Here is a 25,720-nt window from a genome sequence, read left to right on the forward strand (position 1 = left end):
ATTATGAAGAGCTTATTTTTAACAGGTGGTAGTGGTTTTATTGGGCGATATTTGTTTAATAATTTAGATTTTAATTTTAGGTTTTATACAAGGCTTTCAAAACCTGAAATTTGCGATGATATTGTAATTCATCTAGCCGGCAAAGCCCACGATCTAAAAAATGTTTCATCTTCTGATGAATATTACAAAGTAAATACAGAATTAACTAAAGAGGTATTTGATGCTTTCTTAATTTCGGAAGCAAAAGTATTTATTACACTAAGCTCTGTTAAAGCCGTAGCAGATCAAGTTGCTGGTGAATTGACCGAAGATGTTACACCTAATCCGATTACTCACTACGGAAAGAGTAAATTATTAGCAGAGCAATACATTCTTTCTCAGCCAATTCCAGATGGCAAAAGAGTTTATATATTACGTCCTTGTATGATTCATGGCCCGGGGAATAAAGGGAATCTTAATTTGCTATATAGTTTGGTTTCTAAAGGTTTTCCTTGGCCTTTAGGATTATTTAAAAACTCCCGATCCTACCTATCAATTGAAAATCTTTGCTTTATAATTAAGGAATTAATAGAAAGAGAAGATATCCCATCTGGAGTGTATAATGTAGCAGATGATGTTCCTTTATCTACAAATGAAGTAATTAAGATGATTGCCTCATCTAAGGGAAAGAAAGCCAGGATTTTGAATCTCAGTAAAAACCTCATAAAGGTGCTAGCAAGTGTTGGCGATGTATTAAAATTACCGCTAAATTCTGAACGCTTACAGAAACTTACTGAGAGTTACATAGTAAGTAATGCTAAGATTAAAAAAGCCCTAGGTAAGCAATTGCCAGTTTCATCTAATGAGGGATTAATAAAAACCTTTCAATCTTTTTCCTCGTTTTGACAAGATTATTTGATATTCTTTTTTCATTTATTGGTCTTTTACTATTGAGTCCAATATTTTTATTGTTATTCATAATTGGATTCTTTGAAACCGGTTCTCCTATATTTCATCAAGAAAGAGTAGGGAGAGGGTTAAAACCATTTACCTTGATGAAGTTTCGTTCTATGAATATTAATTCTCCATCTGTTGCAACTCACCTAGCACAGGCGAATTCCATTACTTTTTTTGGTAGTTTCTTGCGTAAGACTAAGTTAGATGAATTACCACAATTGCTAAATGTGCTGATGGGAGATATGAGTTTTGTAGGTCCTCGTCCCAACTTGTTTAATCAAGATGAATTGATCAGCGAAAGGTCAATGAGAGGTGTTTATAATGTTTGTCCTGGAATTACCGGACTTTCGCAAATTAAAAAGATAGACATGTCAACGCCCAGATTGCTAGCTGAAACCGATGCTAAAATGATAGCGGAGTTTAATAATATTGCATATTTTAAATACATTCTGCTTACGGTTTTGGGAAAAGGCTTTGGAGATAGAATTGTTCAATAGTGATGTTTAACCGTTTATTCGCCCTTATCGTTCTCATCATATTGTCGCCAATCTTTCTAGCTGTGGCTTTGGCCATATTAATAGAAGACGGATCACCTATATTCTTCAAACAAAAACGAGTGGGCATTAATTATACGTTCTTCAATATCTACAAGTTTAGAAGCATGAAGAAGAATACGCCGAATGTCGCGACGCATTTATTAGAAAACCCTGCGTCCTATTTGTTGAGAATAGGAGGGGTGTTGCGAAAATTGAGTTTGGACGAATTACCTAACCTCATCAACATCATCAATGGAGAAATGGTATTCGTGGGGCCCAGACCAGCCTTGTATAACCAAGACGATTTAATGGCCTTACGGGTCTCAGCAGGGGTAGACAAACTGAAGCCAGGAATCACAGGCTGGGCACAGATTAACGGGCGCGACGAGATCTCCATTGAGGCAAAGGTGGCTTTAGAGAAAGAGTACTTAGATAGACGGTCGACTTGGTTTGATATGGTGATAGTGGTGAAGACTTTTACTTCAGTAATTTTTAGTAAAGGGGTGGCGCATTGATTGATGTTGAATTTTTGTTTTAAAAGCTCGCTGAATGGCGGGCTTTTTTTTGTTTTGGGGGGGATTTGGAGGTAAAAAACTTCTGCCAATGCGACATCGATAATTTCAGCGACTTCCTGATCATCGATTAAGAATTTGCGACGAACTGTAAGTGTCCCTAATTAACAGACAGTTTAGAATTGAAGAAAAAACCTTTAATTTTAAATTGCATATGAAGAAGACCCGATTTACAGAAACGCAAATTGTTTCGATTTTAAACCAGCAGGAGAGCGGGCGTAGCGTCCGAGATATCTGCCGAGAACACGCCATCGCCGAAGGCACTTTCTATCAGTGGAAGAACAAGTATGGCGGGATGGTTGTCAGTGATGTCAAGCGATTAAAAGAGCTTGAGGAGGAGAATTTCAGACTTAAGAGGATGTTTGCTGATTTGAGCTTAGATCATTCGGTTTTAAAGGATGTAATATCAAAAAAAGGCTGGGGCCCTACCAGCAAAGGGAACTGACGGAGCAAATCGTCAAGGAGTATGATTTACCCGTTAGTAGGGCCTGTAAGCTGACCAAATTACCTCGATCACAGTATTATTACCAAAGCAAAAAGGATGATACTGAAGTGATTGATGTGTTGCAGGATTTAGCCTTTAAGCATCCATCTTATGGATTCAGGAAGTTATTTGCCTACACTCGGCGGGCAGGTAATGTGTGGAATCATAAGAAAGTGTACCGAGTATATAAACTATTAAAGCTTAACCGTAAGCGTAAAGGGAAAAGAAGATTACCGGCTCGTGTAAAGCAGCCATTAGCCACCCAGGTAAATGTAAATCAAATCTGGAGTATGGATTTTATGAGTGACAGCGTAGTAAGCGGTAGACGCTTTCGTACGTTTAATGTGATGGATGATTGTTCCAGAGAAGCTTTGGCAATAGAAATAGACACGTCTCTTTCTGCTAAGCGAGTTATACGAACTTTGGAAAGAATCATAGAAGACCGTGGAAAACCGGCTATTCTTCGTTCTGATAATGGGCCAGAGTTTACCTCGAAGGATTTAGAGATTTGGTGTAAAGACCAAGAAATCACCCTGCAATTCATCCAACCTGGAAAGCCAATGCAGAATGGTTTTATCGAAAGATTCAATCGTCTTTACCGAGAAGCGGTGCTTGATGCTTATCTTTTTTTTGAGCTAAACGAAGTAAGAAAACTAACTCAAGAATGGATGGAAGAATATAATTACAATAGACCTCATGAATCTTTAGGAAATTTAACTCCTATCGAATGGAAAGAAAAAGTGCTTAATAACCCAATCTCTACAGTTTTGACTGTCTGAAAAAGGGGGTACTTACATGTTTTTAATAAAAGATTTGAAATCTGATAATGATTTATTTAATGCATTTGGTCCTTTATCAACCTTTAGTTCAAAAATTAAAATATCATATCGTTTGGGGCTCATTTCTGAAAAAGAATTCAAGCAATTGGAGATATTTAAAAAAATCAGAAATAAGTTTGCTCATCAACTTACAAGTAAATCGTTTGCTGATTCAGATTTAAAGGATTTGATTTCTAATCTTCGTGTTGAAAGGGAATTAATTCCAATTCCATTCTATCCATTACCTAAGACAAAGGAAGAGGATTTGCCAATTCCCAAATTGATTGAAACGAAAAATGCTTCATCACGTGATATAATTGAATACTTTATTTCATATATGTGTAATAATTTATTTGGAAGAATGGTTGTTGCTATTGAAAAATCATCACATGCAGCAAAAGAGTTCAAATATTTTTATGAACCATACGAATTAGCATCTGAAAATATTGGGAGTTCTCTAAAAAAGATAAAAGATTTGGGAGGTGTTGTAAAAGAACAATCGGAGGAACATGGCAATAAGGCCGACTTATTTGATCTTAGCAAATTCGATGTACTTTTAAAACTAACAAAACAGGTGATTGAACAAGCAAAGCAGGCTTTAGATAAGTAACTGATTCTAGTTTATTTTGGTGCGCAATTCGGTGCGCGATAACCATTAACTACTTGATATACAGCGTAAAAGACCTCTGTAATTAGTGTGGTCCAAACTAAACGCAGGAGTCCTGGCTAAAACCAAATAAATTAGTGTCATTTTCATCATAGAATATTTTTTCGCTAAGCTACTAGCTGAGGAGTAGAATTCTACAGGGTTTTATGAATACTCATATTTCTCGATCTATTAGTTGTAACTCATCACGTGATCCTAAAATCTGCACAATAAAAAGTCTACTATTTGCACAATGCAATGGTAAGTACCCCCGTTTTTTACAACGGGAGATTTTAAGTGGGCGTTTTCTAAATAGTCGCAACAGGTTCCCCTTTCATGGTTTTTGATACTAAATAGCTTATTAATTCTACGAAGGGTTTAATATTTAAATGCACGCTTGCTTCCTCCAATGAATTCATATACCTGTCTCTTTCTTGAACCGGAATGACAGTCCAAGGATATCCTCCTGATGTAAGCATTAAATTTAGTAGGAATCTTGCCATTCGACCATTGCCATCCATGTACGGGTGTATGAATACAAACATAAAATGTCCTAATACCGCTCTAACGGATGCTTCCGTTTCTTGTTCTATTAATTCCATTAATGCGGGCATAGCATCTCTGACAGCTTCCTTGTTTAAAGGAACGTGCATCGAATTAGAAATATAGACCTGATCATTTCTATAGCCGGATAAATCAGAAGGCTTTAATAAGCCAGAAATAACACTGGGCCCAAACAACGCGCGGAACCAATCTCCATGTTCATTCGCTAAAATCCTACCTGAATTTTCTCCAATTAATACCTGGCGGATACTTTGTTCTACCAGCTGAAAAGCATCCCAATACCCTTTAGCAGCCATAGCGTCTCTTTGTTTACGATCGGCTTCATTTTCCGTAAAGTCCCAACTCCCATTTCTAACACGTTCTATTAACGCTGGGCTTACCAGATACCTTTCGATGGATAAAGAGTGGTAGGCGTCGGTTACATAATTTTGATTAACCGTGCGGATAAACTTTTCTATGTTTGTAGGTATTCCCGGTGCAGGGGGAAAATTTTCAATGACAATTTCCCTAAAATTGGCCCACATTATTTTGATTCTATTTACATAGGGTGACGTTTCTTTGGGAGAAATAAGAATAGGTAATTTGGTATTAAAAGGGTCTAATTCACGCACATCGTAGCCAAGTCCTTGCATGGTTTTACTAATTTCATCGGCAATTTTATCTTTTTCACAATTTCTAAAAGCTGCAGCTAATCTTCCAGCTACAGTTGATTGACCTCCGTCTAATAAGATAGCTAAAATAGCTGAAGACGATTTTATAAGTGATAATGCCGTGCGAACATCGGTTGAATTTTGAATGTAGGTATTGGAGGTGATATTGACCAAAGCACTGGCTAAACTCATTACCCTTAATCCATCGACCACTTCGACATGTACTTGCTTTATCGATTTAAAGTGAAACAACGAAGTGCCAAAAGGTAAATCTGTCTTGAAGTTATTTGCCTTTGGTGATTTCACAATCAATTGTTTAGGAACTGTCCAATTCCCCGTATGAACCAGTAAAGATTGCTCCGCAGACAAACACCACTGATCTTTGTACAAATAAGTTAAATACTGACTACAAAATCTCCAATAGGAACTATACCAGGAAGTGCTTTCGCCATAACTTGAATCTGGAGAGGCAATAATATACCAGCCCGAATAAACCTCTTTAATAAAGCCGTTTTTCAACAATCTTTCCTTGTGTGTGCGGGTTAATTCGCTACTTTTTAGTGCTATTTTCCCCTGGTCTTGTAAATGCTTCAAAACTTCTAGTGAAGTCGCGAGCTTTTCGGATGGACTTGCCATAGATGCTGTTCTTATGTAGGAAATTGTGTTGTGGTGAAATTATAAAATATTGTTGTGTTTAAATTATAAAATCGTGCTGTATCAAAATTATAAATTTTTGCAAATAAAACAAATTGTCAATGTAGGTATTGTTTTGTTCTTTTATCTGGCGGTCAAAAATGTCGGGGTTTTTTAGTATCGCATGTGACCATTAAATAAAAATCCTTGCAGCGCTAATAGCGAAAGCTCTGCTTCTCCTAAATTTTAGTTAAATTTGCCTAAAATATACGTATCATAACATTCTTGTATGAAATTATTCAGTCGAATTCTTTTGACCCTTTCCTTCTTAGTTCTCGTTCATGCAGCTTTTTCTCAAGCGAAACGCAAAGTAGAAGATCTGAGTGACGAAGAGATATCTACCTTCTTCGAGCGTGCCCAATCTAGCGGTATGACCGAAGCACAACTAGAAAAAGCAGCCAAAGCACAAGGATATACCTCAGCGGATATAGCAAAAATGCGTAGCCGTTTGACGCAGATAGGGGATACAAAAACGAAGGAAAAAACGACCACGTCGAAATCGAAAACCTCCTCTAAAAGAACGGTTTCGGGCAAATTGAGCACGAAAAAAGGGGCTAAAAAAGGAGTCAATTCGGATGAGGAAGATACGGAAGACGTTTCGATGGAGGAAGAGGAAATGGTAGATTCTACCTTGTTGCCTAAGAAAAAAATCTACGGTGCGAACCTTTTCAATAACAAAAAATTAAACTTCGAACCGGATTTGCGTATCGCCACACCTGTGAACTATACATTAGGGCCAGATGATGAGTTGAATATCGACATCTTTGGCGAGGTAATGGATAATTACACGGTTACGGTGAGTCCAGAAGGAACGGTTAAGATTTTGAACCTGAGTCCTATTTATGTCAATGGATTAAACGTTGAGGCTGCATCTGCACGCATCGTAAGTCGTTTAAGGCAATTATACCAAGGATTGAATCGCCCTGGTAGCGGATCTTCTGCCATTATCACCTTAGGAAATGTACGCAGTATCAAAGTGACCCTAGTGGGGGAAGTGGAGAACCCGGGTTCATATACCATCTCTTCTTTGGCAACCGTATTCAATGCTTTATACTTAGCGGGGGGTCCTAACGAAAATGGATCCTACCGTAGCATTCGTGTGATAAGAAACAACAAAGTGGTTCGCACGCTAGACTTATACGATTTCTTATTAAAAGCGGATCAAAAAGACAACATTCAATTAAAAGACCAAGATATCATTCGCGTGGGTGATTTTGATTCTCACGTAGAATTAGCCGGCGAAGTTAGACGTCCCATGGTTTTCGAGGCGGTAAAAGGAGAAACATTAAAAGACATCCTACGCTATGCGGGGGGCTTCACAGATAAGGCTTATACGTACTCCCTGAATGTCCGTAGAAATACTTCGCGTGAGTTGAAATTACTAAACATCACACAAGATGAAGTGGCGACTTTTCAGCCTCAAAATGGAGATTCGATCTCTGTGGGTAAAATTATCGAGCGTTATGAAAACCGTGTAACAGTAAGTGGGGCGGTATTTAGACCGGGTGTATTCGCCATCGAAAACGGTTTAACGACGGTAAAAGAATTAATCAAACGCGCTGAAGGTCCTCGCGAAAATGCGTTCTTGAACCGGGCGACCATTTCGCGTAGAAAAGAAAACTACGATCCGGAAATGATCTCCTTCGACTTAGGAAAAGTATTAAGAGGCGAATTTGCAGATATCGCGCTACACCGCGAAGATTCCTTAACGGTCTATTCGTTGGATTCGCTTCGGGAGTACCAAAGGATTAGTATATTTGGCGAAGTCAATAAACCGGGCATATTCGAATTCCGCGCAGGAATGAAGGTTGCTGATTTAATACTAATGGCTAAAGGCTTTAAAGAAGCAGCTAGTTATGCTAAAATTGAATTATCGCGTCGTGTGATTACGCATGGTAGCGACAATGCAAGCAATGAAAAAATCCAAGTGAAGACATTTGATATCGATGGAAGCTTGAATATCAGCAACGAAGGAAGTCAATATGAATTGAAACCTTTTGACATCATCTCTATTCGTCGATCACCTAATTATGAAGTGCAAAGAGGGGTGACAATTGCGGGAATGGTGAACTACCCAGGTCGCTATGCTATTCAAAAAGATGATCAAAAAATCTCTGATTTAGTATTAGCTGCAGGCGGATTAAAACCGGAAGGATTCTTAGATGGAGCAATACTTTACCGTGACTCGACGGTGGTAGGGGTTAAATTATCTGAGGTACTAAAGAACCCGAATTCATCCAATAATCTTTTATTGATGGAAAATGATCGCTTAGAAATTCCCCGTATTCTAGAAACGATTAAGTTATCTGGGGGAGTTCAAAATCCCATTGCGATTGCCTTCCAGAAAGGAAAAAGCTTGCAAGATTACCTAGACGGCGCAGGAGGATTCACAGAATATGCGGATAAGAAAAATGTATACGTAAAAGCGCCGAATGGTATTTCGACGAAACGTCGTCATTTCCTATTTTTCCGAATTAACCCAGAAGTTTTACCGGGATCAGAAATAGTCGTTCCAGAATTCCCGACGAACATGAAGAAAGGAATGACCACAGCAGAAATAATTGGTTTAACCTCAGCACTAGTCTCCCTTTCTTTAACGCTGACTACGTTGATAAGCAAACTTTAATTTAGCCTTTCCGCACCTAAAATGGATAATATACAAAATACAGCAGAAGATAGTGGCGAAATTTCGATCAATTTTGGTGAGATTTTCCGTACGCTGAAGTCGTATCGGATTTTAATAGCTACTTGTGCTGTACTTTTTGCGGCATTAGGGGCTATTTATTCCCTAACGCAGCCTAACGAGTATAGTTCTAACGCGAAGCTATTACCGGAATTAGATTCTAAATCCGGTGGTGCAGGTGGAATGGGGGGATTAAAATCCCTAGCAGGACTAGCTGGTGTAGACCTAGGTGGAAGTTCCTCTGGTGCAGAAGCTATTCGTCCAGATTTATACCCTAACATCGTTCAGAGTGCTCCTTTGTTACAGGAAGTATTAAAAGCTAAGATCTATAGTACGAAGCACAAGAAATGGCAGACGGTTCTGGACTTCTTGTCCGAGAAGCAAGATGCTGCTCCCATTGATTTAGGGGGAGATCCGAATGATGAGGATGTCGTTTCTGACGTAAAATTAGACAAGGTGCCTTCTGCTGCGCTTTCTGCTGATTTAATGAAATTAAACAAGAAAGAACAAGCGGCCATCAAGAAGTTAAGGTCTTCTGTGGTACTGGAGATTGATAAAAAATCCGGTGTCATTTCGTTAACGACTAAATTAACGAATCCAGTAGCGGCGGCGAACATCACCTCATTAATTCAACACTACTTAACGAAGTATGTGACAGATTACCGTACGCAGAAAGCAAGGCAAGAATTGACCTTCTTAGAAAAGCGTCTTTCGGAATCGCGCTCACGATATGACCAAGCCTTATTTACGTTAAGTGCTTACCGCGATCAAAACATGAACTTGTTCTTGAACGTGGCAAAAGACCGGGAAAAGAAATTACAATACGAGGTGGATATGGCCTACAATTTGTATACGACTATCAGTGGACAATACGAAGAGTCTAAGGTAAAATTACACCGCGAGACACCCGTTTTTAAGGTCTTAGAACCGGCGCAGGTGGCGATTCAGAAGGATGGCCCTAAGCGTAGCTTGATTACGATTGGGTTTATGTTTGTGGGGGTGTTCTTTTCTTTGATCTATGTGTTTTTTAAGACGGTGAATTTGAAAGAGCTACTAGGGTAGTCGCCCTTCGGGCTCAGTCATCGCTTCGCGATTTAGTCGTCACTTCGTGACTTAGTCACGACTGCGTCGTTTAGTCGCCCTTCGGGCTTGGTCATCGCTTCGCGATTTAGTCGTCACTTCGTGACTTAGTCATTTAATGTAAACAATGGAAGCTCGCTGGAAGGCGGGCTTTTTGTTTTAGGGGATTATCAGTTTGTCGATAGGGCGTTGAAGTAAATGGGGGTACATTTAGAGTAATTAATCTACTGTTAGAAATTCTAAAAGTTAAACTCATTTTTGTTTACATTTTTTGTAAACTTTTATTATATTTACTAAGGCATGAAGGTAGTTGAAGTGAGAACGGGTCATGTGATTTTGGTAGAAATAATTCCTGCAGAATTGTCTGATTTAAAAAATGAAAACTTCCATTTCGATTGGATGAAGGAAGTAAATCATCAGGTTTTTAAATTACGAATAGTAAAGTCGCTTGAAATACTCGGATTAATGTCTTTGGAAATATTTTCCAGAGAAAGGTTTATTAAAATTCGATTGCTAGCTGTTTCTCAAGAAAACAAAGGGAAGAATAAAAAATTTGACGGAATTGCGGGCAATCTGATCGCTTTTGCCTCAAAATTCGCGGTATATAATTTTGCAGAAAATGCTTGTGTTGTGATTAGGCCTAAAACACTTGTAAGTAAGCACTATCAAGAAAAATATAAAATGAAACAACAGGGCAGATTACTGAGTCTGGAGGTGCCTGAAATTTTGGAAGTGATAAACATGTATGACCATGATAAATGAAAGCCTTATTTTAGATCCTGAGAGTTTATTAGACTCTCGAGAGAGCTCTCATTTGGATGGAGAAAAGGAATTAAAGGCTCTTTCAAAAGCGCGCGCTTTAAGAAAAGGGAAATTGGCATCCCAAGATATAAGGCGCGCTCGTTTACTTCAATTAAAATTGAAAATGGAAGAATTTTTATCATCTAACTCGAATAGTACAAAAAGTCAATTTCCTGTATTTTTGGAATTTTATGTGGATACTATCTACCCTAAAAGAAAGCTCTTTGCTCAAGATATTGATGTAAATCCTATTAGTTTAAGCCAAGTAATTAATAACCATAGAGAGCCCAAGGAGGAATTTATCCTAAGGCTTATTATCCATTCAGAGAAAGTATATAAAAACGTTTGTCTCTTTCAAAGCAATACCTGGCTCGAAGTCTATTTAAAAGATAAATTTATGGAGACTATTTCTTCTGAAAAGAAATGGCGTAAAGAAGAGGGCAAACATGTGAGGGTTTTTGAACTAGTGTAATGAGATTTTTCAATAACTAGCATAAGTCAAACTCACTGCTTTGCCCTTTGAATAAATTATCAATCATCTTATAAAATAAAATAGTAATTTTATAGACTGGTTTTTTGTCTTCGGACTCGACCTAAAAAAATAGAGATGAAAGCATTCCGCATACTTATATTATTGATCTTGGCGATTCCCGTTTTTGCGCAAGATATTCCGGTAGACATAAATAACATCAGCGATCAGCAATTAGCGCAGATCATGGTGCGCTATCAATTGCAGGGTCTTGCGCCGGAGGAAGTGGAGCAAGTGTTAAAGCAAAAGGGGGTTCCTGCAGATCAAATCATTGTTTTAAATCGCCGCATTGCTTCTTTAGATCCATTAACGGGGTCTTCGCAGAACGCCTACAAGACGAAAACGTCAGAGGAATTTACGGTTCCACGTAAGAAAATTGAGATATCGGGGCCCTCTGTGGCACCATCTGGTTTGCGCGTGTTTGGATCTGAGATTTTTGAAAACCAAAACCTAAGTTTTGAGCCTAATTTGGCAATTTCTACGCCGCGGAATTATTCGATTGGTGTGGGAGATGAGCTGATTGTGGATATTTATGGCTTAAGTGAAAGCACGAAAAAGCTGAAGGTGAGCACTGAGGGATATATTCGTTTCCCTAATTTGGGGCCCATTAAAGTAAGCGGTTTGACGATCGAAGAAGCGCAGGTTCGCATCAGAGAAGCGGCTGGGAAAATTTACACGACCATCGCGGGCGGCAGCACGAAAGTGATGGTTTCCTTAGGTCAATTACGTTCGATTCGAGTGACTTTAGTGGGCGAGGTGAAGAAACCGGGTAACTATTCTGTTTCCTCCCTTTCTACCTTGATGAATGCGCTGTATGCTTCTGGAGGGCCATCTGATCTGGGTTCTTTCCGCAAAATTGAATTAGTGCGTAATGGGAAAACGATTACGACTTTAGATTTGTATGACTTCTTGTTAAAGGGGGATTTGTCTAAAAATAGAATCCTGCAAGATGACGATGTGATCCGCGTAGGAACTTACGAGTCACGCGTGGCGGTGAGTGGCGCAGTGAAGAAAAAAGCCTTGTTCGACGTAAAGAAAGGCGAAAATGCAGCGGATATCTTGCGTTATGCGGGTGGATTTGCAGATGACGCATTCAAGGAGCGTATTCGTGTGAAGAGAATGGGTGCTACAGGATTTGAGGTTTTCTCCGTGAAGTCTGATGGTCTTTCGACGTTTCAATTACACTCTGGAGACACCTTGGTGGTAGATGCTTTGGCAAACACCTTCACAAATAGAGCCTTTATCGATGGGGCGGTGTACTATCCAGGGGAATATGGCTTGAATGAATTTACGAATTTGAAAGACTTATTAGTAGCGGTCCGCGTGAAAGAAAATGCGTTTACCGAGCGTGCACTATTGAGTCGCTTGAATCCTGATTTAACGCCTGCGGTGCTGCCTTTTAATGTAAAGGACGTGCTTTCAGGTAAGACCGATATCCGTTTGCAACGCGAAGATAAGATTCATATTTACCCCATCACGAGTTTGCGTGAGGCCTATTCTGTGACGATAAACGGGGAGGTGAATCGCCCAGCGACGTTCACTTTTGCGGACAATATGCGCGTGCAAGATTTAATTCTGTTAGCGGATGGTTTTAAAGAAGGGGCATCGCGTTCGCGTATCGAAGTTTCGCGTCGTTTGTTATCTACATCTTCGACTGATACGACGGCTTATTCGATTATTCATTCGATTGATTTAGGATCAGCTAAGGCGGAGGATTTGAACTTCGTATTGCAGCCTTTTGACATTGTTTCCGTACGTAAATCACCTTCGTATCGTACGCAAATCACGGTTTCAGTAGAAGGAGAAGTATTGTATCCAGGTAATTATACCTTATCCGGAAATAAGGAGCGACTTTCGGATATCATTGCGCGTTCAGGTGGTCTGAAGCAAACGGGTTATGCAACGGGTGCGATCTTATTACGCAAGACGCGGGTGAACCAAACGTCAGCTGATGAGGCGCTGTTCTCTTCCAAGATCAATACGATTTCAAATCAATCGAAGCGTAGTTCAGGCAATTCATTTGCCGCAACTGATACGGCGAAGATTGCATCGAACGTGAATGGTTTGTTAGTGGATCAAAAGCCAGTAGGCATTCGTCTAGCAGAGGCAATGGAAAAGCCAGGTTCGCTTTATGATATTATTTTAGAAGAGGGTGACGTGATCAAAGTGCCTAAGTTAACGCAGACGGTGCAGACTTTTGGGGCTGTGAATGTCCCTCGCCAAATCGCCTACCATAGTGGTTTAGGCTTCCGTCGTTTGATCTCTGAATCTGGTTGGTTCGCGCCTAACGCAGCCCGCCGTTACGCCTACATGGTGCGTCCGAATGGCGAGATCAAAACAACGAAACGTTTCCTGTTCTTCCGCTTCTACCCTAGCCTAGAGCCAGGTGCGGAGGTATATGTGCCTGCGAAGAAGGATAAGCGTCCTATTTCAACGCCAGAGTACATCGCGATGGGAACTGGTTTAGCATCCTTAGGAGGCTTAATTATCGCTTTAATTAACACGGTGAAATAATGGCAGACAAGAAAACTATCGTGCTGGGAGATGTGATCGAATCGATCAAACGATTCTTTAGCTACTTGCGCTCTCAAGCTATATTAATCGCTATGTGCGCTGTCGTAGGTCTTGTTTTACCATTGATCTACCGTGCCTTGCAAAAGCCTGCGTATGCGGCGTCTACCACGTTTATCCTAGAAGAGAAATCTGCCGGTGGCGGAGGCCTTGCGGGGATTGCATCACAAGTAGGTTTGGATTTAGGTAGCCTAGGAAGCGGTTCTAGCTTGTTTACGGGCGATAATATTTTAGATATCATCAAGTCTCGGGTGATTATTGAGAAAGTGTTGCTGACACCTATTTCGGGTAATGCTGGAAAGACCTTAGCTGATTTGTATTTAGACTTTACGGGTTTAGGGGAGCGCTTGCCAGCTCCGGTTTCGTTTGCTATTTCGGCTGCTTCTGCCGCTGTTGTGCCGGCGCATTCCGTTTATCAAGATTCAGTCTTGTATGTGATGTACGAGCAAATCGCGAAGAAAAACGTGTCTGTGGATCGCCTGAACAAGAAGGGATCCATCTTCAAGATTGTGACGGTTTCTCAAAACCAAGTCTTCTCTAAGAATTTCGCTGAGCGTTTATTGAAAGAGACCACTACCTATTACGTGAATGTAAAAACGAGCACTGCAGCAGCGAATGTGAAGCGTTTGCAGGCGCGAGGAGACTCTTTATTACGCGTGTTAAATGCGAAGTCCTATAACGCGGCTTCTTTCCAGATCCTAGATCCGAACGTGGCTTACAAGTCCATGTCTGTTCCGGCGGAAGTGAGTTCACGAGATAAATCCATCGTCTTCAGCATCTATGCGGAGGTGACGAAAAACCTAGAGATGAGTCGCATCGCCTTGGTTTCTCAGACACCTGTGATTCAATTATTGGATGTGCCTAAATTCCCTTTAATGGATGATCGCAAGTCTTATGTATTCTTAGGATTTGCAGGATTGTTTGCTGGACTTTTAGTCGGATTCTTCCTTTGCCTCTACCTTTATACGGATAAATAATGCGTCGGGTGTTTCTATTGCGCGCTTACGGAGATTTTGCGATAGCGGTGCAAGCCCTTGCTGCGACCGATGTGATCGTCGCTTCCTTGCATTTGAAACCCTTATATGATGCGCTGATGTCTCGAGGTTGTATTTCATCTCGTTCAATAGACTTTGTGGATTTCGGGATCACAGGATCGCAATTAAATCTATTTACGAATAAGACGTTTTTCAGTATTGACACATTTCGTCAATTATCGAAAATCAGGAAATATATAAGTGCGAATCCAGGAACGTCTGATTTTGTGGAACAAAGCGCACGCTTGGGGCTATTGAATTTCTTTACGGGTCATTCGTTTAAAGCGATTTTCGAAACAGGGGAGCCGGTGTATGCGGCTTATGGTTTGCAGGCGCAGGGATTGGTCAGGAATGGCGACAAGGTCTTGATTTTGCCGGATGCACGATTGCCTAAGCGTATGATTCCTTCCACTATTTTGGCGCGGATGGAAGGTAAAGTAGCGCGGTTCGGTTCAGATTATGCTTCGTTCGAGCAATTAATTGATTTGATACAGGCGGCAGATTATGTGGTGACTTCAGATTCATTGCCCTTACATTTGGCCTATCTATGCCGCAAGCCCCATTTCATTCTATACCCTGATGGGGGCAAGCAGGATTTCTTTACGCCGGACGCCTTAGCTTCTGGATCTTTCAGTACATTTAGCCAATTCGATCATGTTTAAGCGCACCTTCGTCCTTTTTGCTGAGCATGAGACAGAGCGAAAGGCCCACGTGGAGGCGATGCGATCCGCGCTTCCTGCGTTAGAAGTGGTGGAACCAGTATTTCCGTCACGAGTGCACGTTCCTTTTTTAGAGGCTTTGATCGAAAAATCTTACTCGCGGACCGGTAAGGGATTATTGCCTACAGAAATTGGGGTGATATTGAGCCACCGCAAGGTGTGGCGTATGATTGCACGCGAAAGTTCAGAGGAGCATTTCTTAGTACTAGAATCCGACAGCCGAATCTTGAAGCCGGAACTTTTGCAATCAGAAACGGCAGAGAAATATGATCTATTTTTCTGGGGTGCTTGGAATGGCTATGCTAGTTTGAAACGCTCCACGAAAGAGAATGGCATAGGAGAACCTTTGATTAAATCCGTTTATGGGGCTTATGGATATTCCTTAAACGCCAAAGCGGCTCGGTATTTGTTACAAAAAACAGCACGGATTGCCTATCCGGTAGACATGTACAAGCGTTTTGTGGATCCTTCGGAGATTTCTCTGGGTGCCATTGTCCCGGAAGTGATTTCGACCTGGCGCACGTCTGATTCGTTGATTCGACGGGAGAGTCGCAGACATCTGTTGACCGCTGAATTAATTCGGATGATTTTCTATTGCCGAAACACGATACAATCGTACTTTTGTTAAATATGCGTACACCTAAATCCATCGTTGCGATTACTTGGGACGGCAAGTCTAGCCCCATGGACCACATCCATTTCGATGTGGAGCCCGTTTTCGATTGGTTATTGTACGATTACAGTGGCGCGGTTGCTGAGTCTCCAATGTCCGTAGCGCATTATCTATCTATAAAATCAGAATGCAAGGGTGATGTGATGCAGAACATTTATGCATCCTTGGTTTCAACTCCGCTGACCTATATCGGTTTTCTAGATGATGATCAAATCATCTCGGTTTCCGATCTGAACAAGCTCTTTTTCATTGCATCATTAGAGAAATTAGACGTGTTTCAGCCTAGCTTGAACCACGATTCTTACTATCATTTACGCCAATTCATCCACAAACCAGGGTACTTGGTTCAAGATACCTGGTGGGTGGAAATAATGTCGCCTTTCTACAGCGAGGCTGTTTTCCAGGCCGCTGGACCTCATTTTAAACATTCGATTTCCGGTACGGGACTCGATGTGTATTTGATCCCTACGATTCAACGCTTGATAGGCAAGACGAAAACGGCTGTGGTGCACGGAGTGCAACTAAAGCATGCGCGTCCGATTCGTACGGACAACCGGATGTTCTCGAATGGGAAGACCAATCTAGAAGAGATTCGCTATGTGCAGGGTGTTTGCCGCCAGATGGCCGCCGAAAATCCAGCGCATTTTGACTCGGATTTTCATTTTCACGTGTTAGACCGTCGCTACGTGCACGGAGTGCCTTTGGCCTATAAAATCCAACGTATCCCGCGGATGATTCGAAACCTATATAAACTGATCGTGGACGCGAGTTACCGCTAATGGAGACCCGGAAAAATGTCTTTTATAATGTGTTATTAGCGATTACGCAGGTTTTATTCCCGCTAATCACTTTTCCGTATTTGGCGCGTACACTGGGTCCGGAGCACGTGGGCGTCTTAAATTTCGCGGAGAGTTTTGCCAAGTATTTCGTGTTATTAGCCGCGCTGGGAATTCCTATTTATGGGGTGCGTGAAGTAGCTAAAGCCGCATCAGACCGCACTTTGTTAACGAAGACGTTTAGCGAAATTTTCATTATCAATGCGCTAGGCACATTACTACTAAGTCTGGTTTTCCTCGTCTTTATTATCGCTGTTCCACAACTCGCCGCAGAGAAATCCCTTTTCTCCTGGGCGTTGGGCTATTTTATCCTGCAAGTGTTCCAATTAGAATGGTTCTTTAGCGGGATGAACCAATTCAAATTCATCGCCATTCGTTCCCTCGTCATCCGCCTCTGCTTCATCGCCGCGGTGTTTCTATTCATCCGGAATACAAATGACTATGTAAACTATTTCCGGATGCAGGTGGGATTAGCCGTGATATTAGCTGCATTTAATGGAAAAAGGCTATGGGATTTGCTCGATTTTTCTAGCTTCTCTTTTGCAAACCTGGAGCTGAAGAAACACATCAAGCCGATGGCTTTGCTGTTTTTAACCATCTTCACGATCTCCGTTTATTTCTCACTCGATACGATCTTATTAGGCTTTCTAGCAGATAATGAAAGCGTGGGTTATTATTCCTCTGCATTGAAATTAAACCGCCTGTTTATCGGCGTCTTGAGCGCTATTTCGGTGGCGATGTTCCCAGGACTCGTGAGTTTATACCACAAAGGAGAGAAAGAGGCATTCGTTTTACTCGTGAAGCAGTGTTTCTACGTGCTCGTGAGTCTTTCAATGCCCTTGGTCTTAGGAATCGTTACCTGCGCGCCGGAAATCATCCATATATTGCTAGGAACGGCATTTGATCGGGCAATCTTACCGCTGCAAATCACGGCGCCGTTGATCTTGATCATCAGTATGTCGGGGATTTTTGGCTTCCAAATCCTCAGCGCCGTAGGCAAAGACAAATCCATTCTCATCTCCGCGCTGATCGGGATGTTTATCAGTATTATTTTAGCGTTCCTATTAGTTCCTACGCTGAAAGAAGAAGGCGCAGCTATTACAATTCTGTTGACGGAATTAGCGGTTTGCATCGCCTTCGTTTTCTTCACTCGCAAAGAGATTTCGTTATCTAATTACACGACGGTCTTTTTTCAACAATTACTAGGTCTGATTCCGTACTTGGGAATCGTGTTCTTGTTTAAGCTCTTTGTGCCTACGCTATTGTTGCGTTTGCTGGTAATAGGGGTTTTCTCGTTGGCTTGGTTTGTGGTATATCAATTAGTGATTCTGCCTCAAAATGTGTTCAGTGCGCAAATCAAACGATGGATTGACCATCTTCAAAAGGATTAGTATGCTATCCATCGTTATTTGTTCAAAGAATAAAGAATTGTGCGATCAATTGGTAGCCAATATCAATCAAACCATTGGCATACCATTCGAACTTGAGATTATTTCAGGAGCGGAATCGATTACACAAGCCTATGAAACTGGATTGAAAAAAAGTAGCGGAGAGTTATGTTTATTTCTGCACGAAGATGTAATTTTTCACACTCAAGATTGGGGTAAAACGTTGTTAGGTCATTTTAACAGTGATTCTACTATTGGTTTAATTGGTGTTGCAGGTGCTAAAATACATACATTCATTCCTTCAGCCTGGTGGGATTGCTCAGAAAACGAAAAGGTGATCCGAATTTTACAGCATAAGCCCGGAGGCCAAACAGAAGATCAAAATCAAGGGTTTGAAGCTGGTAAATTAGTGGAAGTAGCCGTGATCGATGGTGTATTCATGGCTTTGCGAAAAGAGGTAGGGGCTCATTTTGATCAGACTTTAAAAGGATTTCATGGATACGATTTGGACATATCCTTAGCAGTTCAAGAAAATGGATACAAGGTAGCAGTCATTCAGGACGTGGTACTGGAACATTTCTCCTTAGGTAATTTACAACTGGGCTGGTTAACAGCCTTACTTCAAGTACATAGAAAATACAAACATATATTGCCACTGGCTAAGGGAGATGCAGAATCTAGTTTGCTTCAAGAGATTCGGAATCTCGTTCAATTGTTCAAGCACTACATAAAGCTACATTAGTGATTATCTGTTTCTTAAATTTGTTGTTTTTAACACTTTTAAGAAACAGATTTGATAGTGTGCATTACTAATATAAACTAGTTTATATTAGTAATGCACACTATATCTCCCTGCCACCTTTCTTTTTGTTCAGCGCCGGATTATTCCTAACTTTGTTTATGAAGTTTTTGCTATCGCTTTGTTGCGTTTTGTGTTTGTTTGGGACTCCATTATGGGCCCAAAACGCCATCCCCGTCGGTTTCTCTGACATCGATGAACAAGTTCGCAATCTGCAACTATTAGGTAAAGTAGATGCGAATCAGTCGATGCTGGCTAGGCCCTTTTATTCTACGGGAAAGCAAAGCATGCAAGATTTGTATCGATTGATCGATCCTGCTGCTAAAGACTCTATCAAGAGCTATAAAAAAGGCCTTTTCCAGGCTATTTTATTACCAGCTTCCCTATCACAAAAATTGAACACCTCTCGACCATACGGCTGGAACGATCAGGCGATGTCCGTTTCGAATGGCTACCAAATGCAAGCGAGTGCCGGAATTTATGCTCGATTTAGCATTCTACACATTCAGTTCAAACCCGAATTTATACATACCGGTTCGGCAGAATATGAAACAAGCGATGCTTGGGGGCAAGTAAATCCATCCATCGATCGCTATAGTTTAGGGCAGTCGTCTATTCGATTAGAGGCCGGCGGAATTTCATTGGGAGTATCAAATCAGAATCTTTGGTGGGGGCCAGGACATTATTCTTCGCTGTTGATGACGAATAATGCAGCTGGTTTTCTCCACTACAGTTTGAATACAACGCGTCCTCTGAAAACACCCATCGGATCTTTTGAATTTCAATTGATATTAGGTCGAATGACGCGTGATTCCTTGCAGGGCTATGAGAATGCTGCTTTGAAACAAAGAAACCTTTCGGACCGACCTAAAAACCGTCAATACAATGGAATCGTTTTAACCTACCAACCTCGGTTTATGAAAAACGTGTTCTTCTCTGTCTCTAGAGCCTTCCAGAATTACGATGTCGCTAAACCTGAGGCAAGGTTTATGAATACCTATTTACCGGTATTGAATAATCTGTTTAAAAACGATTATAATGATGATACGCTCAGCAAAGACCAGATTTTAAGTCTTTCTACCCGTTGGCTGATGCCGAAGAATCACGCAGAGGTGTATGCTGAATTTGGTTATAACGACGCCAAACAAAACCTACGTGACCTATGGTTAGACATGGCTCATTCGTCTGCATGGGTGATTGGATTTAAGAAATTACATCCTCTAAATAACCGAACCTTTATCGAGGTTTTTGGGGAAGCGACTAAAATGGCGCAGAGTCCGTCCTATTTAATGCGCTCTGCCGGAAATTGGTACGAACATAGCCAAGTGACGGAGGGGTTTACGCATAATAACCAAATCATAGGAAATGGGGTTGGTCATGGTAATAATGTGCAAACGATAGGTGTCAGCTGGAATCAAGGCTGGAAGAAGATAGGGATTACTTTTCAGCATGTAGCCCAAAATCCGATGTTAGAGACCGGTCAATCTGCCGTTAGAACTCGTTTAGTCAAATGGGATGATTATGCTTATGGTTTACAAGGGGGTTATCGTTACAAAAAGCTCTTATTTACGGCTGATTTGAAATGGGTGAATTCCAGCAATTATTTATGGGAAAAAGATCATTCGAAATCGAATGTCTACGCCTTCATTAATACGATTTTCTTATGGTAAAGTACGTTCTAGGCCTCTTATTGCTTTCTTGCTCGGTCTTCGCTCAGACGACTTTACTGGATGATATTAGTTTGCAAGATCTGCAGCGCAATGCGCAACTATTGAATGGGAAGGATTCATCGAAATACGAGAATCAGTCTTTTATGATTCGTTCGACCTCTGCTTTGCAAGAACTAGAAACGAATGCTAGCGAAAAGTTTAAAGTGCATGGCTTGTCTTTCCGTCACACCCTTCAAAACAATAATTTAATACCACTCAGCTTTAACCAAGGTACAATGTACCCTTCGGTTGGGTTTCAGCGACGCTGGAGTCTAGGAGTCCATTTCTCTTGGAAATTCTTGGATGTCAATTTACAGCCTGAGTGGGTGTTAGCAGAGAATTCTCCTTCTGTTCCGTTCGCGGGAAACCCACAAGATGGGAATTATTGGACAAGAATCTTTTTTCTAATCAACAACAACATTGACCAATACCGCTATTTTGGTTACGAGCCCTTGAAAACCTTTTTTCCAGGACAATCGCGGATCGCATTGAAGTTTGGGAATGTATCTACCGGAGTTTCAACGGAGAACAATTGGTGGGGGCCAGGCTTCAGAAATAGTTTGATGATGACGAATGAGGCTTCCGGCTTTTTACATTATTTCGTCCAAAACAGAAAGCCGGTCATCACTCCCATCGGATCTTTTGAGGGGAAAGGTTTAATAGGGATGTTGGAGAATCCGACTATGCTATCTCCGGAAGACAAAAACTTCAGACCGATCTGGCCAGGGGGGATTGAAAACAAAAATAATTCTGTGCGAATGCTGAAAGCATTTATTGTGAATTGGCAGCCTAAGTGGGTGCCTAATTTCTATCTAGGGTATTCGTTTGCACAACAGAACTACTTTACGAATGAGGATCCACAACCGGGCAAACCTTTTGTGGAGAATCCTAAAATGCAACTAGGGGCCTTCTTGTTGCGTTTCGCCTTGCCTAAAGACCACGCTGAGTTCTATGCAGAATTAGGTCAGCCGGATAAGGTGGTAGGGCCTGCGAGCTTCTTTGGTGATTCTACGAAGACTGGTTTTGTGCTAGGGGGGCGGAAGTTATTTCCTTTGGGCAAAAAGAAGAAATCCTACCTACAATTAGCCATCGAGTTTACGCAATTACAGCTGATGGATCCCGGATTAGTGATTGATAATGATAATCGCTTTGGGGGTCCGCTGCACAATAGCTGGTATACGAGTACCGAGGTTCGTCAAGGATATACACAAAATGGCAAATTGCTAGGAGCTTCTATAGGTCCTGGATCTAATAGTCAAACGATTTACCTGAGTTACCATCGCGGGAGAAGTTTAATCCGACTGAACTTCGAGCGTTTTGCCCGAAATAATGATTTCTATGTCTATGAATATTACGGAAGTGGACATGCAAACCGTTATTGGGTGAATCTAACGGCTGGGGTCGAGGCACAAATCGGCCTCACGAAAAACCTACTTTTAGGAGCTTCTTATCTGAATACCTCGGTGAACAATTACATGTGGGTACGGATTGAAGATAATATCGCAGAATGGTCAGATTCTTCTACAAGATCTGATTACACAAACCAACAGTGGCAAGTGTCACTAAAATACGAGCTGCCGCATGGACGTCGTTAAGAAACTCTATTTGCAGGCCTATTTCTTCGTGATGGCACTTTATGTGTTCTTTAACAAGGGGATTGCCTATAGTTTTTTAGCGGAGGCTATGTGGGCTGGGGGATTCATCGTGTTGTTTTTAACGCGCAAGGACTATGCTTTTGGCTGGGATAAGCGGACGAAGATTTTAGCCTTTTTGCTGGCGGTGACGGTGGGCTACATTGGATGGGGATTGCGTTCTTACGCGCTTTTTGATGTAATTCGCGACTCTTTCGTGATTCAATATGCTTGGTTTGCTTTCTTCGTGTTTCTATTCAAGGATTTGCGGAAGGAAATGTGGGGATACATTATCTGGATCTACACTTGGTTCCCGTTTTTTGCCCTGTTGAATTTCTATTTCCAAAACTTCTCCGAATTCTTCGAGAACTTCATCCTCTTCGGATCCGTTCCTTTTGCGCTCTATAAATACGGTGATATGGGGGTGCATTTGTTGATTTCCTCTTTAGTCTTAATGCTCTATTTGAACCAGCGATCGGTTCGTTTTCAGATCACGTTGGCAGTGGCGATTCTACTGAATTTATTGATCATTACGGCCTATTCTCGTTCGGGAATGTTGGCTTATTTGATCGGCTTGGGGCTTTTTGTGGTATATACGAAGCGCCAAGAGATGCGGGATTTATTCAAGCAATATGCGCGCTACTTGCCTATCGTTTTGTTGATTGTTTTGCCATTGTATGCGTCCATTAAAGTGAAAGAAAACTTCCAAGGTCGGAAAGTGGGGATGGAGCAGTTAGTGGAGAATGTGGGGTCGATTTTTGGGGTGAGTAAGGATGCGACGCTGGATGAAAATAAGTTTTGGCGCTTGGTCTGGTGGGCGAACATTATCGATTATAGCGTGACGCCGGAATATGCGTTGCAGGGGAAAGGATTGGGGATGAGTTTGGCGGAAAGCGATGAGGTGGTGACCGAAATCGATGACTTGCGTTCGCCGCATAATTTCAATTTGACGATTTTAGCGCGCTTCGGCTGGCCATTGTTTTTGCTTTGGTGCTATTGGCTGGTTTGCCTATTCAAACCTATGTTTAAAAGGAAACTGAACGACCAGCAATTGATGATTTCCTGTGTACTGTTCACTTTTTGGCTGAATGGTAGCTTCGATGTGTTTTTAGAGGGTCCCATGGGTGCATTTCCTTTCTGGACCTGGGTGGGCTTGTATTTTTTAGGGGATTTTTTCCCGGAAACTGAATCTTATGACACACCACAAAGTTGATATCCTAGGCACCCCCGTTTCCTCGCTGACGATGGACGAATTGTTCAGCGATTGGGAGGCAGTGATTCAAAAGGGTGAAAAGGCCCAGGTGTGTATTACACCGGTGAATTCGATATTGGCGGCGCGCGCGACAGCGCGCGTTCAAGAGATTTACCAGCACGCGGATTACGTTCTTTGCGACGGCGTTCCCGTGAAATGGGCCTCCAATTTTCTTGGAGACCCCATTAAAGAGCGCATTACGGGCTTAGATGTGTTGCCACGGATATTTCCGTTTGCCGCTTCGAGAAACTTCACTATTTTCTTGCTCGGTGCTTCTCCCGGAGTGGCCGAAACGCTAAAAACGGTGATGGAGGCGAAGCACCCAGGGGTGAAGATCGTGGGGACCTTCGTGCCGCCGTTCAGAGTGGTGTTTTCGGATGAAGAAAACGAGGAAATGATCGAAGCGATTAATGCGGTGAAGCCGGATATTTTGTTGGTGAGTTTAACGGCTCCTAAGCAGGATATTTGGATCGCAGAAAATCTCGAGAAATTAGATACGCATGTAGCCATCGGAATCGGAGGGGCTTTCGAAGTGGCCGCGGGAATGATTCAACGCGCACCGCTGTGGATGCAAAAGAGTGGATTGGAATGGTTCTATCGATTCTTGCAGGAGCCTAAGCGGATGTTTAGGCGCTATTTCGTGGAGGCGCCGGTGTTCATTCCGCTCATCATTCAACAGAAAATTAGTACGCGTTTTGGTCGCCCCTGAAGAAGTTAATGACGGTCTGGAGGATGATTTGGCAATCTAACCAAAACGACCAGCGGTGAATATAACTCAAATCAAAGTCCACGCGTTCCTGCATATCTTCCGTCGTGCGCGTCTCCCCTCTACAGCCATTTACCTGTGCCCAGCCGCTAATTCCCGGCAAAACGATGTGGCGTAACATGTAATTGTCCACGGTATTCATCGATTCGATATTCAGGGGAGTCGGGTGCGGACGCGGTCCCACGACAGACATATTGCCGATCAATACATTCCAAAACTGCGGTATTTCATCCAGATTCGTCTTTCGCAAAAAAGCCCCAATACGCGTAATGCGGGGGTCATTTTTCTGTGCCTGTTGGTAATTTCCCTCTGCATCTACGTCCTCACTTTCCTGCACCATCGTGCGGAATTTATAGCAAATCAAGGTCTCATTATTCAGTCCCCAGCGTTCTTGTTTGAAGAAAACAGGCCCTTTGGACGTCAGCTTAATCAATAAGGCGATAATCGGTAGCAGCAGTAGGCCAAAAGTCAAGAAGAACAACACCGAAAAAGTCACATCGAAAATGCGCTTCAAAATCCGATTCTCTAATCGATCCAGCGGCAAACGTCCCACGTTCATCACGGGCACTTGTCCGATCGTCTGAATGCTGACCGAGGAGGTCGCATATTGTTTGAAGTCAGGCAAAATACGGACTTTGGTCCGGTAATAATCACAAATACTGATGCAGCGCTGGATCGTCGAATAGTCATCCGTAGGTAAGGCAATCACCACTTCGTCCACATAGCGCGACTTCAAAATCAAGTCCAGCTGGCTGATTTTGCCTAAATAATCACAACCTGGAATATTGTTCATCTCGTCATCAATCAGGCCCTCTACCTTATAACCGTAGTAATAATACTTCTGTACCGTATCGTAAAAATTCTTCGCCGCGGCGGTCGCACCCACTAATAAAACCACGTCATTCATCCGTCCTTGGTAAAAAGCAGCGTGGCGATTCTTCCGTAAAATGTATTTGGTGATGGCCGCTAAAAGGAAATTAGCGCTAATAAAATAGGCGAAAAAGTGGAAATCATAGGCCCCGGTCGGCTTCAAAAAGAAGAGACTCGAACTAAGTAAAATCGTAAATAAAATCAGGTGGTAAACGATGAAAATGATCTCCTCCGCAAATTTATTCGAGCGTCGATCGGCGTATAATTTCGAAAAAGAGGAGACAAAATACCACAATACGAGCGAAAGAAGCCCAAAGGCCGGATTCCATTGGTCTAAATGTCCCGTTTTCCATAGCGCAAGCGAATACGCCGCGATCACCACCAGGGCATCGTTTACATAGCGAATCAGCGCAAAACGGTTGGACTTTTTATTCATCGAAATCTTTATCGTTCAAATTTACAACATTGCGCGCATTCCTC

Annotated in this window: 22 protein-coding genes; 20 read left to right on the top strand and 2 right to left on the bottom strand. The window is 41.9% G+C overall.

The window, feature by feature from the left end:
- Window positions 1-3: 3 nt before the first annotated feature.
- The 5 genes from SKC35_RS07965 (at window position 4) to SKC35_RS07985 (ending at window position 3,956) form a co-directional block, all read left to right on the top strand.
- Window positions 4-885, top strand: coding sequence for an NAD-dependent epimerase/dehydratase family protein (locus tag SKC35_RS07965; protein ID WP_377978881.1), 882 nt, complete (start codon window positions 4-6; stop codon window positions 883-885).
- Window positions 882-1,433, top strand: coding sequence for a sugar transferase (locus SKC35_RS07970; RefSeq protein WP_377978882.1), 552 nt, complete (start codon window positions 882-884; stop codon window positions 1,431-1,433). Before SKC35_RS07965 ends, SKC35_RS07970 begins: the two co-directional genes overlap by 4 nt.
- Window positions 1,434-1,435: 2 nt before the next feature.
- Window positions 1,436-1,987: a sugar transferase gene (locus SKC35_RS07975; RefSeq protein ID WP_377978883.1), complete on the top strand. Its 552-nt coding sequence runs from the start codon at window positions 1,436-1,438 to the stop codon at window positions 1,985-1,987.
- A 211-nt stretch (window positions 1,988-2,198) separates the two neighbouring features.
- Window positions 2,199-3,307, top strand: a protein-coding gene (locus SKC35_RS07980) for an IS3 family transposase (protein ID WP_377978884.1) whose coding sequence is annotated in 2 segments (ribosomal slippage) — window positions 2,199-2,460 and window positions 2,460-3,307 — 1,110 coding nt in all. Because the reading frame shifts where the segments join, the coding sequence is not laid out codon by codon here.
- Window positions 3,308-3,323: 16 nt separating this feature from the next.
- Window positions 3,324-3,956, top strand: a complete 633-nt coding sequence (locus SKC35_RS07985; RefSeq protein WP_377978885.1) for an MltR family transcriptional regulator — start codon at window positions 3,324-3,326, stop codon at window positions 3,954-3,956.
- 344 nt (window positions 3,957-4,300) lie between these two features.
- Here the strand turns inward: SKC35_RS07985 and SKC35_RS07990 are convergent, their stop codons facing one another.
- Complete coding sequence (locus tag SKC35_RS07990; RefSeq protein WP_377978886.1) at window positions 4,301-5,842, bottom strand: Fic family protein; 1,542 nt, start codon at window positions 5,840-5,842, stop codon at window positions 4,301-4,303.
- 286 nt (window positions 5,843-6,128) lie between these two features.
- On the opposite strand from SKC35_RS07990, the gene SKC35_RS07995 reads away from it, so the two are divergent.
- From SKC35_RS07995 to SKC35_RS08065, 15 genes are all read left to right on the top strand, one after another.
- Window positions 6,129-8,525: an SLBB domain-containing protein gene (locus SKC35_RS07995; protein ID WP_377978887.1), complete on the top strand. Its 2,397-nt coding sequence runs from the start codon at window positions 6,129-6,131 to the stop codon at window positions 8,523-8,525.
- Window positions 8,526-8,546: 21 nt separating this feature from the next.
- Entirely contained in the window at window positions 8,547-9,644 is a 1,098-nt protein-coding gene (locus SKC35_RS08000) for a Wzz/FepE/Etk N-terminal domain-containing protein (protein WP_377978888.1), read from the top strand.
- 318 nt (window positions 9,645-9,962) lie between these two features.
- Entirely contained in the window at window positions 9,963-10,424 is a 462-nt protein-coding gene (locus SKC35_RS08005; protein WP_269001138.1) for an N-acetyltransferase, read from the top strand.
- On the top strand, window positions 10,414-10,935 hold the full coding sequence (locus tag SKC35_RS08010) for a hypothetical protein (RefSeq protein ID WP_377978889.1): 522 nt from the start codon (window positions 10,414-10,416) through the stop codon (window positions 10,933-10,935). The genes SKC35_RS08005 and SKC35_RS08010 overlap by 11 nt, the downstream gene beginning before the upstream one ends.
- Window positions 10,936-11,070: 135 nt before the next feature.
- Window positions 11,071-13,506, top strand: a complete 2,436-nt coding sequence (locus SKC35_RS08015) for an SLBB domain-containing protein (RefSeq protein WP_377978890.1) — start codon at window positions 11,071-11,073, stop codon at window positions 13,504-13,506.
- The gene (locus tag SKC35_RS08020; protein ID WP_377978891.1) at window positions 13,506-14,540 is read left to right on the top strand and encodes a GumC domain-containing protein; all 1,035 of its coding nucleotides are present in this window, start codon (window positions 13,506-13,508) and stop codon (window positions 14,538-14,540) included. Before SKC35_RS08015 ends, SKC35_RS08020 begins: the two co-directional genes overlap by 1 nt.
- Entirely contained in the window at window positions 14,540-15,259 is a 720-nt protein-coding gene (locus SKC35_RS08025) for a glycosyltransferase family 9 protein (RefSeq protein ID WP_377978892.1), read from the top strand. The genes SKC35_RS08020 and SKC35_RS08025 overlap by 1 nt, the downstream gene beginning before the upstream one ends.
- Window positions 15,252-15,944, top strand: a complete 693-nt coding sequence (locus tag SKC35_RS08030) for a glycosyltransferase family 25 protein (protein WP_377978893.1) — start codon at window positions 15,252-15,254, stop codon at window positions 15,942-15,944. Before SKC35_RS08025 ends, SKC35_RS08030 begins: the two co-directional genes overlap by 8 nt.
- Window positions 15,945-15,946: 2 nt before the next feature.
- A complete protein-coding gene (locus SKC35_RS08035; protein ID WP_377978894.1) occupies window positions 15,947-16,768 on the top strand; it encodes a hypothetical protein in 822 nt (273 codons plus the stop codon).
- Window positions 16,768-18,216 carry a flippase gene (locus SKC35_RS08040; RefSeq protein ID WP_377978895.1) on the top strand — a complete coding sequence of 483 codons (1,449 nt, stop codon included), beginning with the start codon at window positions 16,768-16,770 and terminating at the stop codon, window positions 18,214-18,216. Before SKC35_RS08035 ends, SKC35_RS08040 begins: the two co-directional genes overlap by 1 nt.
- Window positions 18,173-18,955: a glycosyltransferase gene (locus tag SKC35_RS08045; RefSeq protein ID WP_377978896.1), complete on the top strand. Its 783-nt coding sequence runs from the start codon at window positions 18,173-18,175 to the stop codon at window positions 18,953-18,955. Before SKC35_RS08040 ends, SKC35_RS08045 begins: the two co-directional genes overlap by 44 nt.
- A gap of 158 nt (window positions 18,956-19,113) precedes the next feature.
- Window positions 19,114-20,682, top strand: a complete 1,569-nt coding sequence (locus SKC35_RS08050) for a capsule assembly Wzi family protein (RefSeq protein ID WP_377978897.1) — start codon at window positions 19,114-19,116, stop codon at window positions 20,680-20,682.
- A complete protein-coding gene (locus SKC35_RS08055; RefSeq protein WP_377978898.1) occupies window positions 20,676-22,316 on the top strand; it encodes a hypothetical protein in 1,641 nt (546 codons plus the stop codon). Before SKC35_RS08050 ends, SKC35_RS08055 begins: the two co-directional genes overlap by 7 nt.
- A complete protein-coding gene (locus SKC35_RS08060; protein ID WP_377978899.1) occupies window positions 22,303-23,565 on the top strand; it encodes an O-antigen ligase family protein in 1,263 nt (420 codons plus the stop codon). Before SKC35_RS08055 ends, SKC35_RS08060 begins: the two co-directional genes overlap by 14 nt.
- On the top strand, window positions 23,546-24,313 hold the full coding sequence (locus SKC35_RS08065; protein ID WP_377978900.1) for a WecB/TagA/CpsF family glycosyltransferase: 768 nt from the start codon (window positions 23,546-23,548) through the stop codon (window positions 24,311-24,313). Before SKC35_RS08060 ends, SKC35_RS08065 begins: the two co-directional genes overlap by 20 nt.
- Here SKC35_RS08065 and SKC35_RS08070 read toward each other — a convergent pair.
- Window positions 24,288-25,676: an undecaprenyl-phosphate glucose phosphotransferase gene (locus SKC35_RS08070; RefSeq protein WP_377978901.1), complete on the bottom strand. Its 1,389-nt coding sequence runs from the start codon at window positions 25,674-25,676 to the stop codon at window positions 24,288-24,290. The two genes, SKC35_RS08065 and SKC35_RS08070, sit on opposite strands and share 26 nt — an antisense overlap.
- Window positions 25,677-25,720 lie beyond the last annotated feature (44 nt).

Source organism: Aquirufa originis (assembly GCF_042714495.1).
GTDB classification, from domain to species: domain Bacteria; phylum Bacteroidota; class Bacteroidia; order Cytophagales; family Spirosomataceae; genus Aquirufa; species Aquirufa originis.

Excerpts from the sequence above, each read along its gene's own strand:
- SKC35_RS08035 (WP_377978894.1), top strand. The coding sequence starts at position 15,947 with ATGCGTACACCTAAATCCATCGTTGCGATTACTTGGGACGGCAAGTCT.
- SKC35_RS08025 (WP_377978892.1), top strand. The coding sequence starts at position 14,540 with ATGCGTCGGGTGTTTCTATTGCGCGCTTACGGAGATTTTGCGATAGCG.
- SKC35_RS08050 (WP_377978897.1), top strand. The coding sequence starts at position 19,114 with ATGAAGTTTTTGCTATCGCTTTGTTGCGTTTTGTGTTTGTTTGGGACT.
- SKC35_RS08030 (WP_377978893.1), top strand. The coding sequence starts at position 15,252 with ATGTTTAAGCGCACCTTCGTCCTTTTTGCTGAGCATGAGACAGAGCGA.
- SKC35_RS07965 (WP_377978881.1), top strand. The coding sequence starts at position 4 with ATGAAGAGCTTATTTTTAACAGGTGGTAGTGGTTTTATTGGGCGATAT.
- SKC35_RS08065 (WP_377978900.1), top strand. The coding sequence starts at position 23,546 with ATGACACACCACAAAGTTGATATCCTAGGCACCCCCGTTTCCTCGCTG.
- SKC35_RS08000 (WP_377978888.1), top strand. The coding sequence starts at position 8,547 with ATGGATAATATACAAAATACAGCAGAAGATAGTGGCGAAATTTCGATC.
- SKC35_RS08005 (WP_269001138.1), top strand. The coding sequence starts at position 9,963 with ATGAAGGTAGTTGAAGTGAGAACGGGTCATGTGATTTTGGTAGAAATA.
- SKC35_RS08020 (WP_377978891.1), top strand. The coding sequence starts at position 13,506 with ATGGCAGACAAGAAAACTATCGTGCTGGGAGATGTGATCGAATCGATC.
- SKC35_RS07975 (WP_377978883.1), top strand. The coding sequence starts at position 1,436 with ATGTTTAACCGTTTATTCGCCCTTATCGTTCTCATCATATTGTCGCCA.
- SKC35_RS07995 (WP_377978887.1), top strand. The coding sequence starts at position 6,129 with ATGAAATTATTCAGTCGAATTCTTTTGACCCTTTCCTTCTTAGTTCTC.
- SKC35_RS08010 (WP_377978889.1), top strand. The coding sequence starts at position 10,414 with ATGATAAATGAAAGCCTTATTTTAGATCCTGAGAGTTTATTAGACTCT.
- SKC35_RS07985 (WP_377978885.1), top strand. The coding sequence starts at position 3,324 with ATGTTTTTAATAAAAGATTTGAAATCTGATAATGATTTATTTAATGCA.
- SKC35_RS08070 (WP_377978901.1), bottom strand. The coding sequence starts at position 25,676 with ATGAATAAAAAGTCCAACCGTTTTGCGCTGATTCGCTATGTAAACGAT.
- SKC35_RS08055 (WP_377978898.1), top strand. The coding sequence starts at position 20,676 with ATGGTAAAGTACGTTCTAGGCCTCTTATTGCTTTCTTGCTCGGTCTTC.
- SKC35_RS08060 (WP_377978899.1), top strand. The coding sequence starts at position 22,303 with ATGGACGTCGTTAAGAAACTCTATTTGCAGGCCTATTTCTTCGTGATG.
- SKC35_RS08040 (WP_377978895.1), top strand. The coding sequence starts at position 16,768 with ATGGAGACCCGGAAAAATGTCTTTTATAATGTGTTATTAGCGATTACG.
- SKC35_RS08015 (WP_377978890.1), top strand. The coding sequence starts at position 11,071 with ATGAAAGCATTCCGCATACTTATATTATTGATCTTGGCGATTCCCGTT.
- SKC35_RS07990 (WP_377978886.1), bottom strand. The coding sequence starts at position 5,842 with ATGGCAAGTCCATCCGAAAAGCTCGCGACTTCACTAGAAGTTTTGAAG.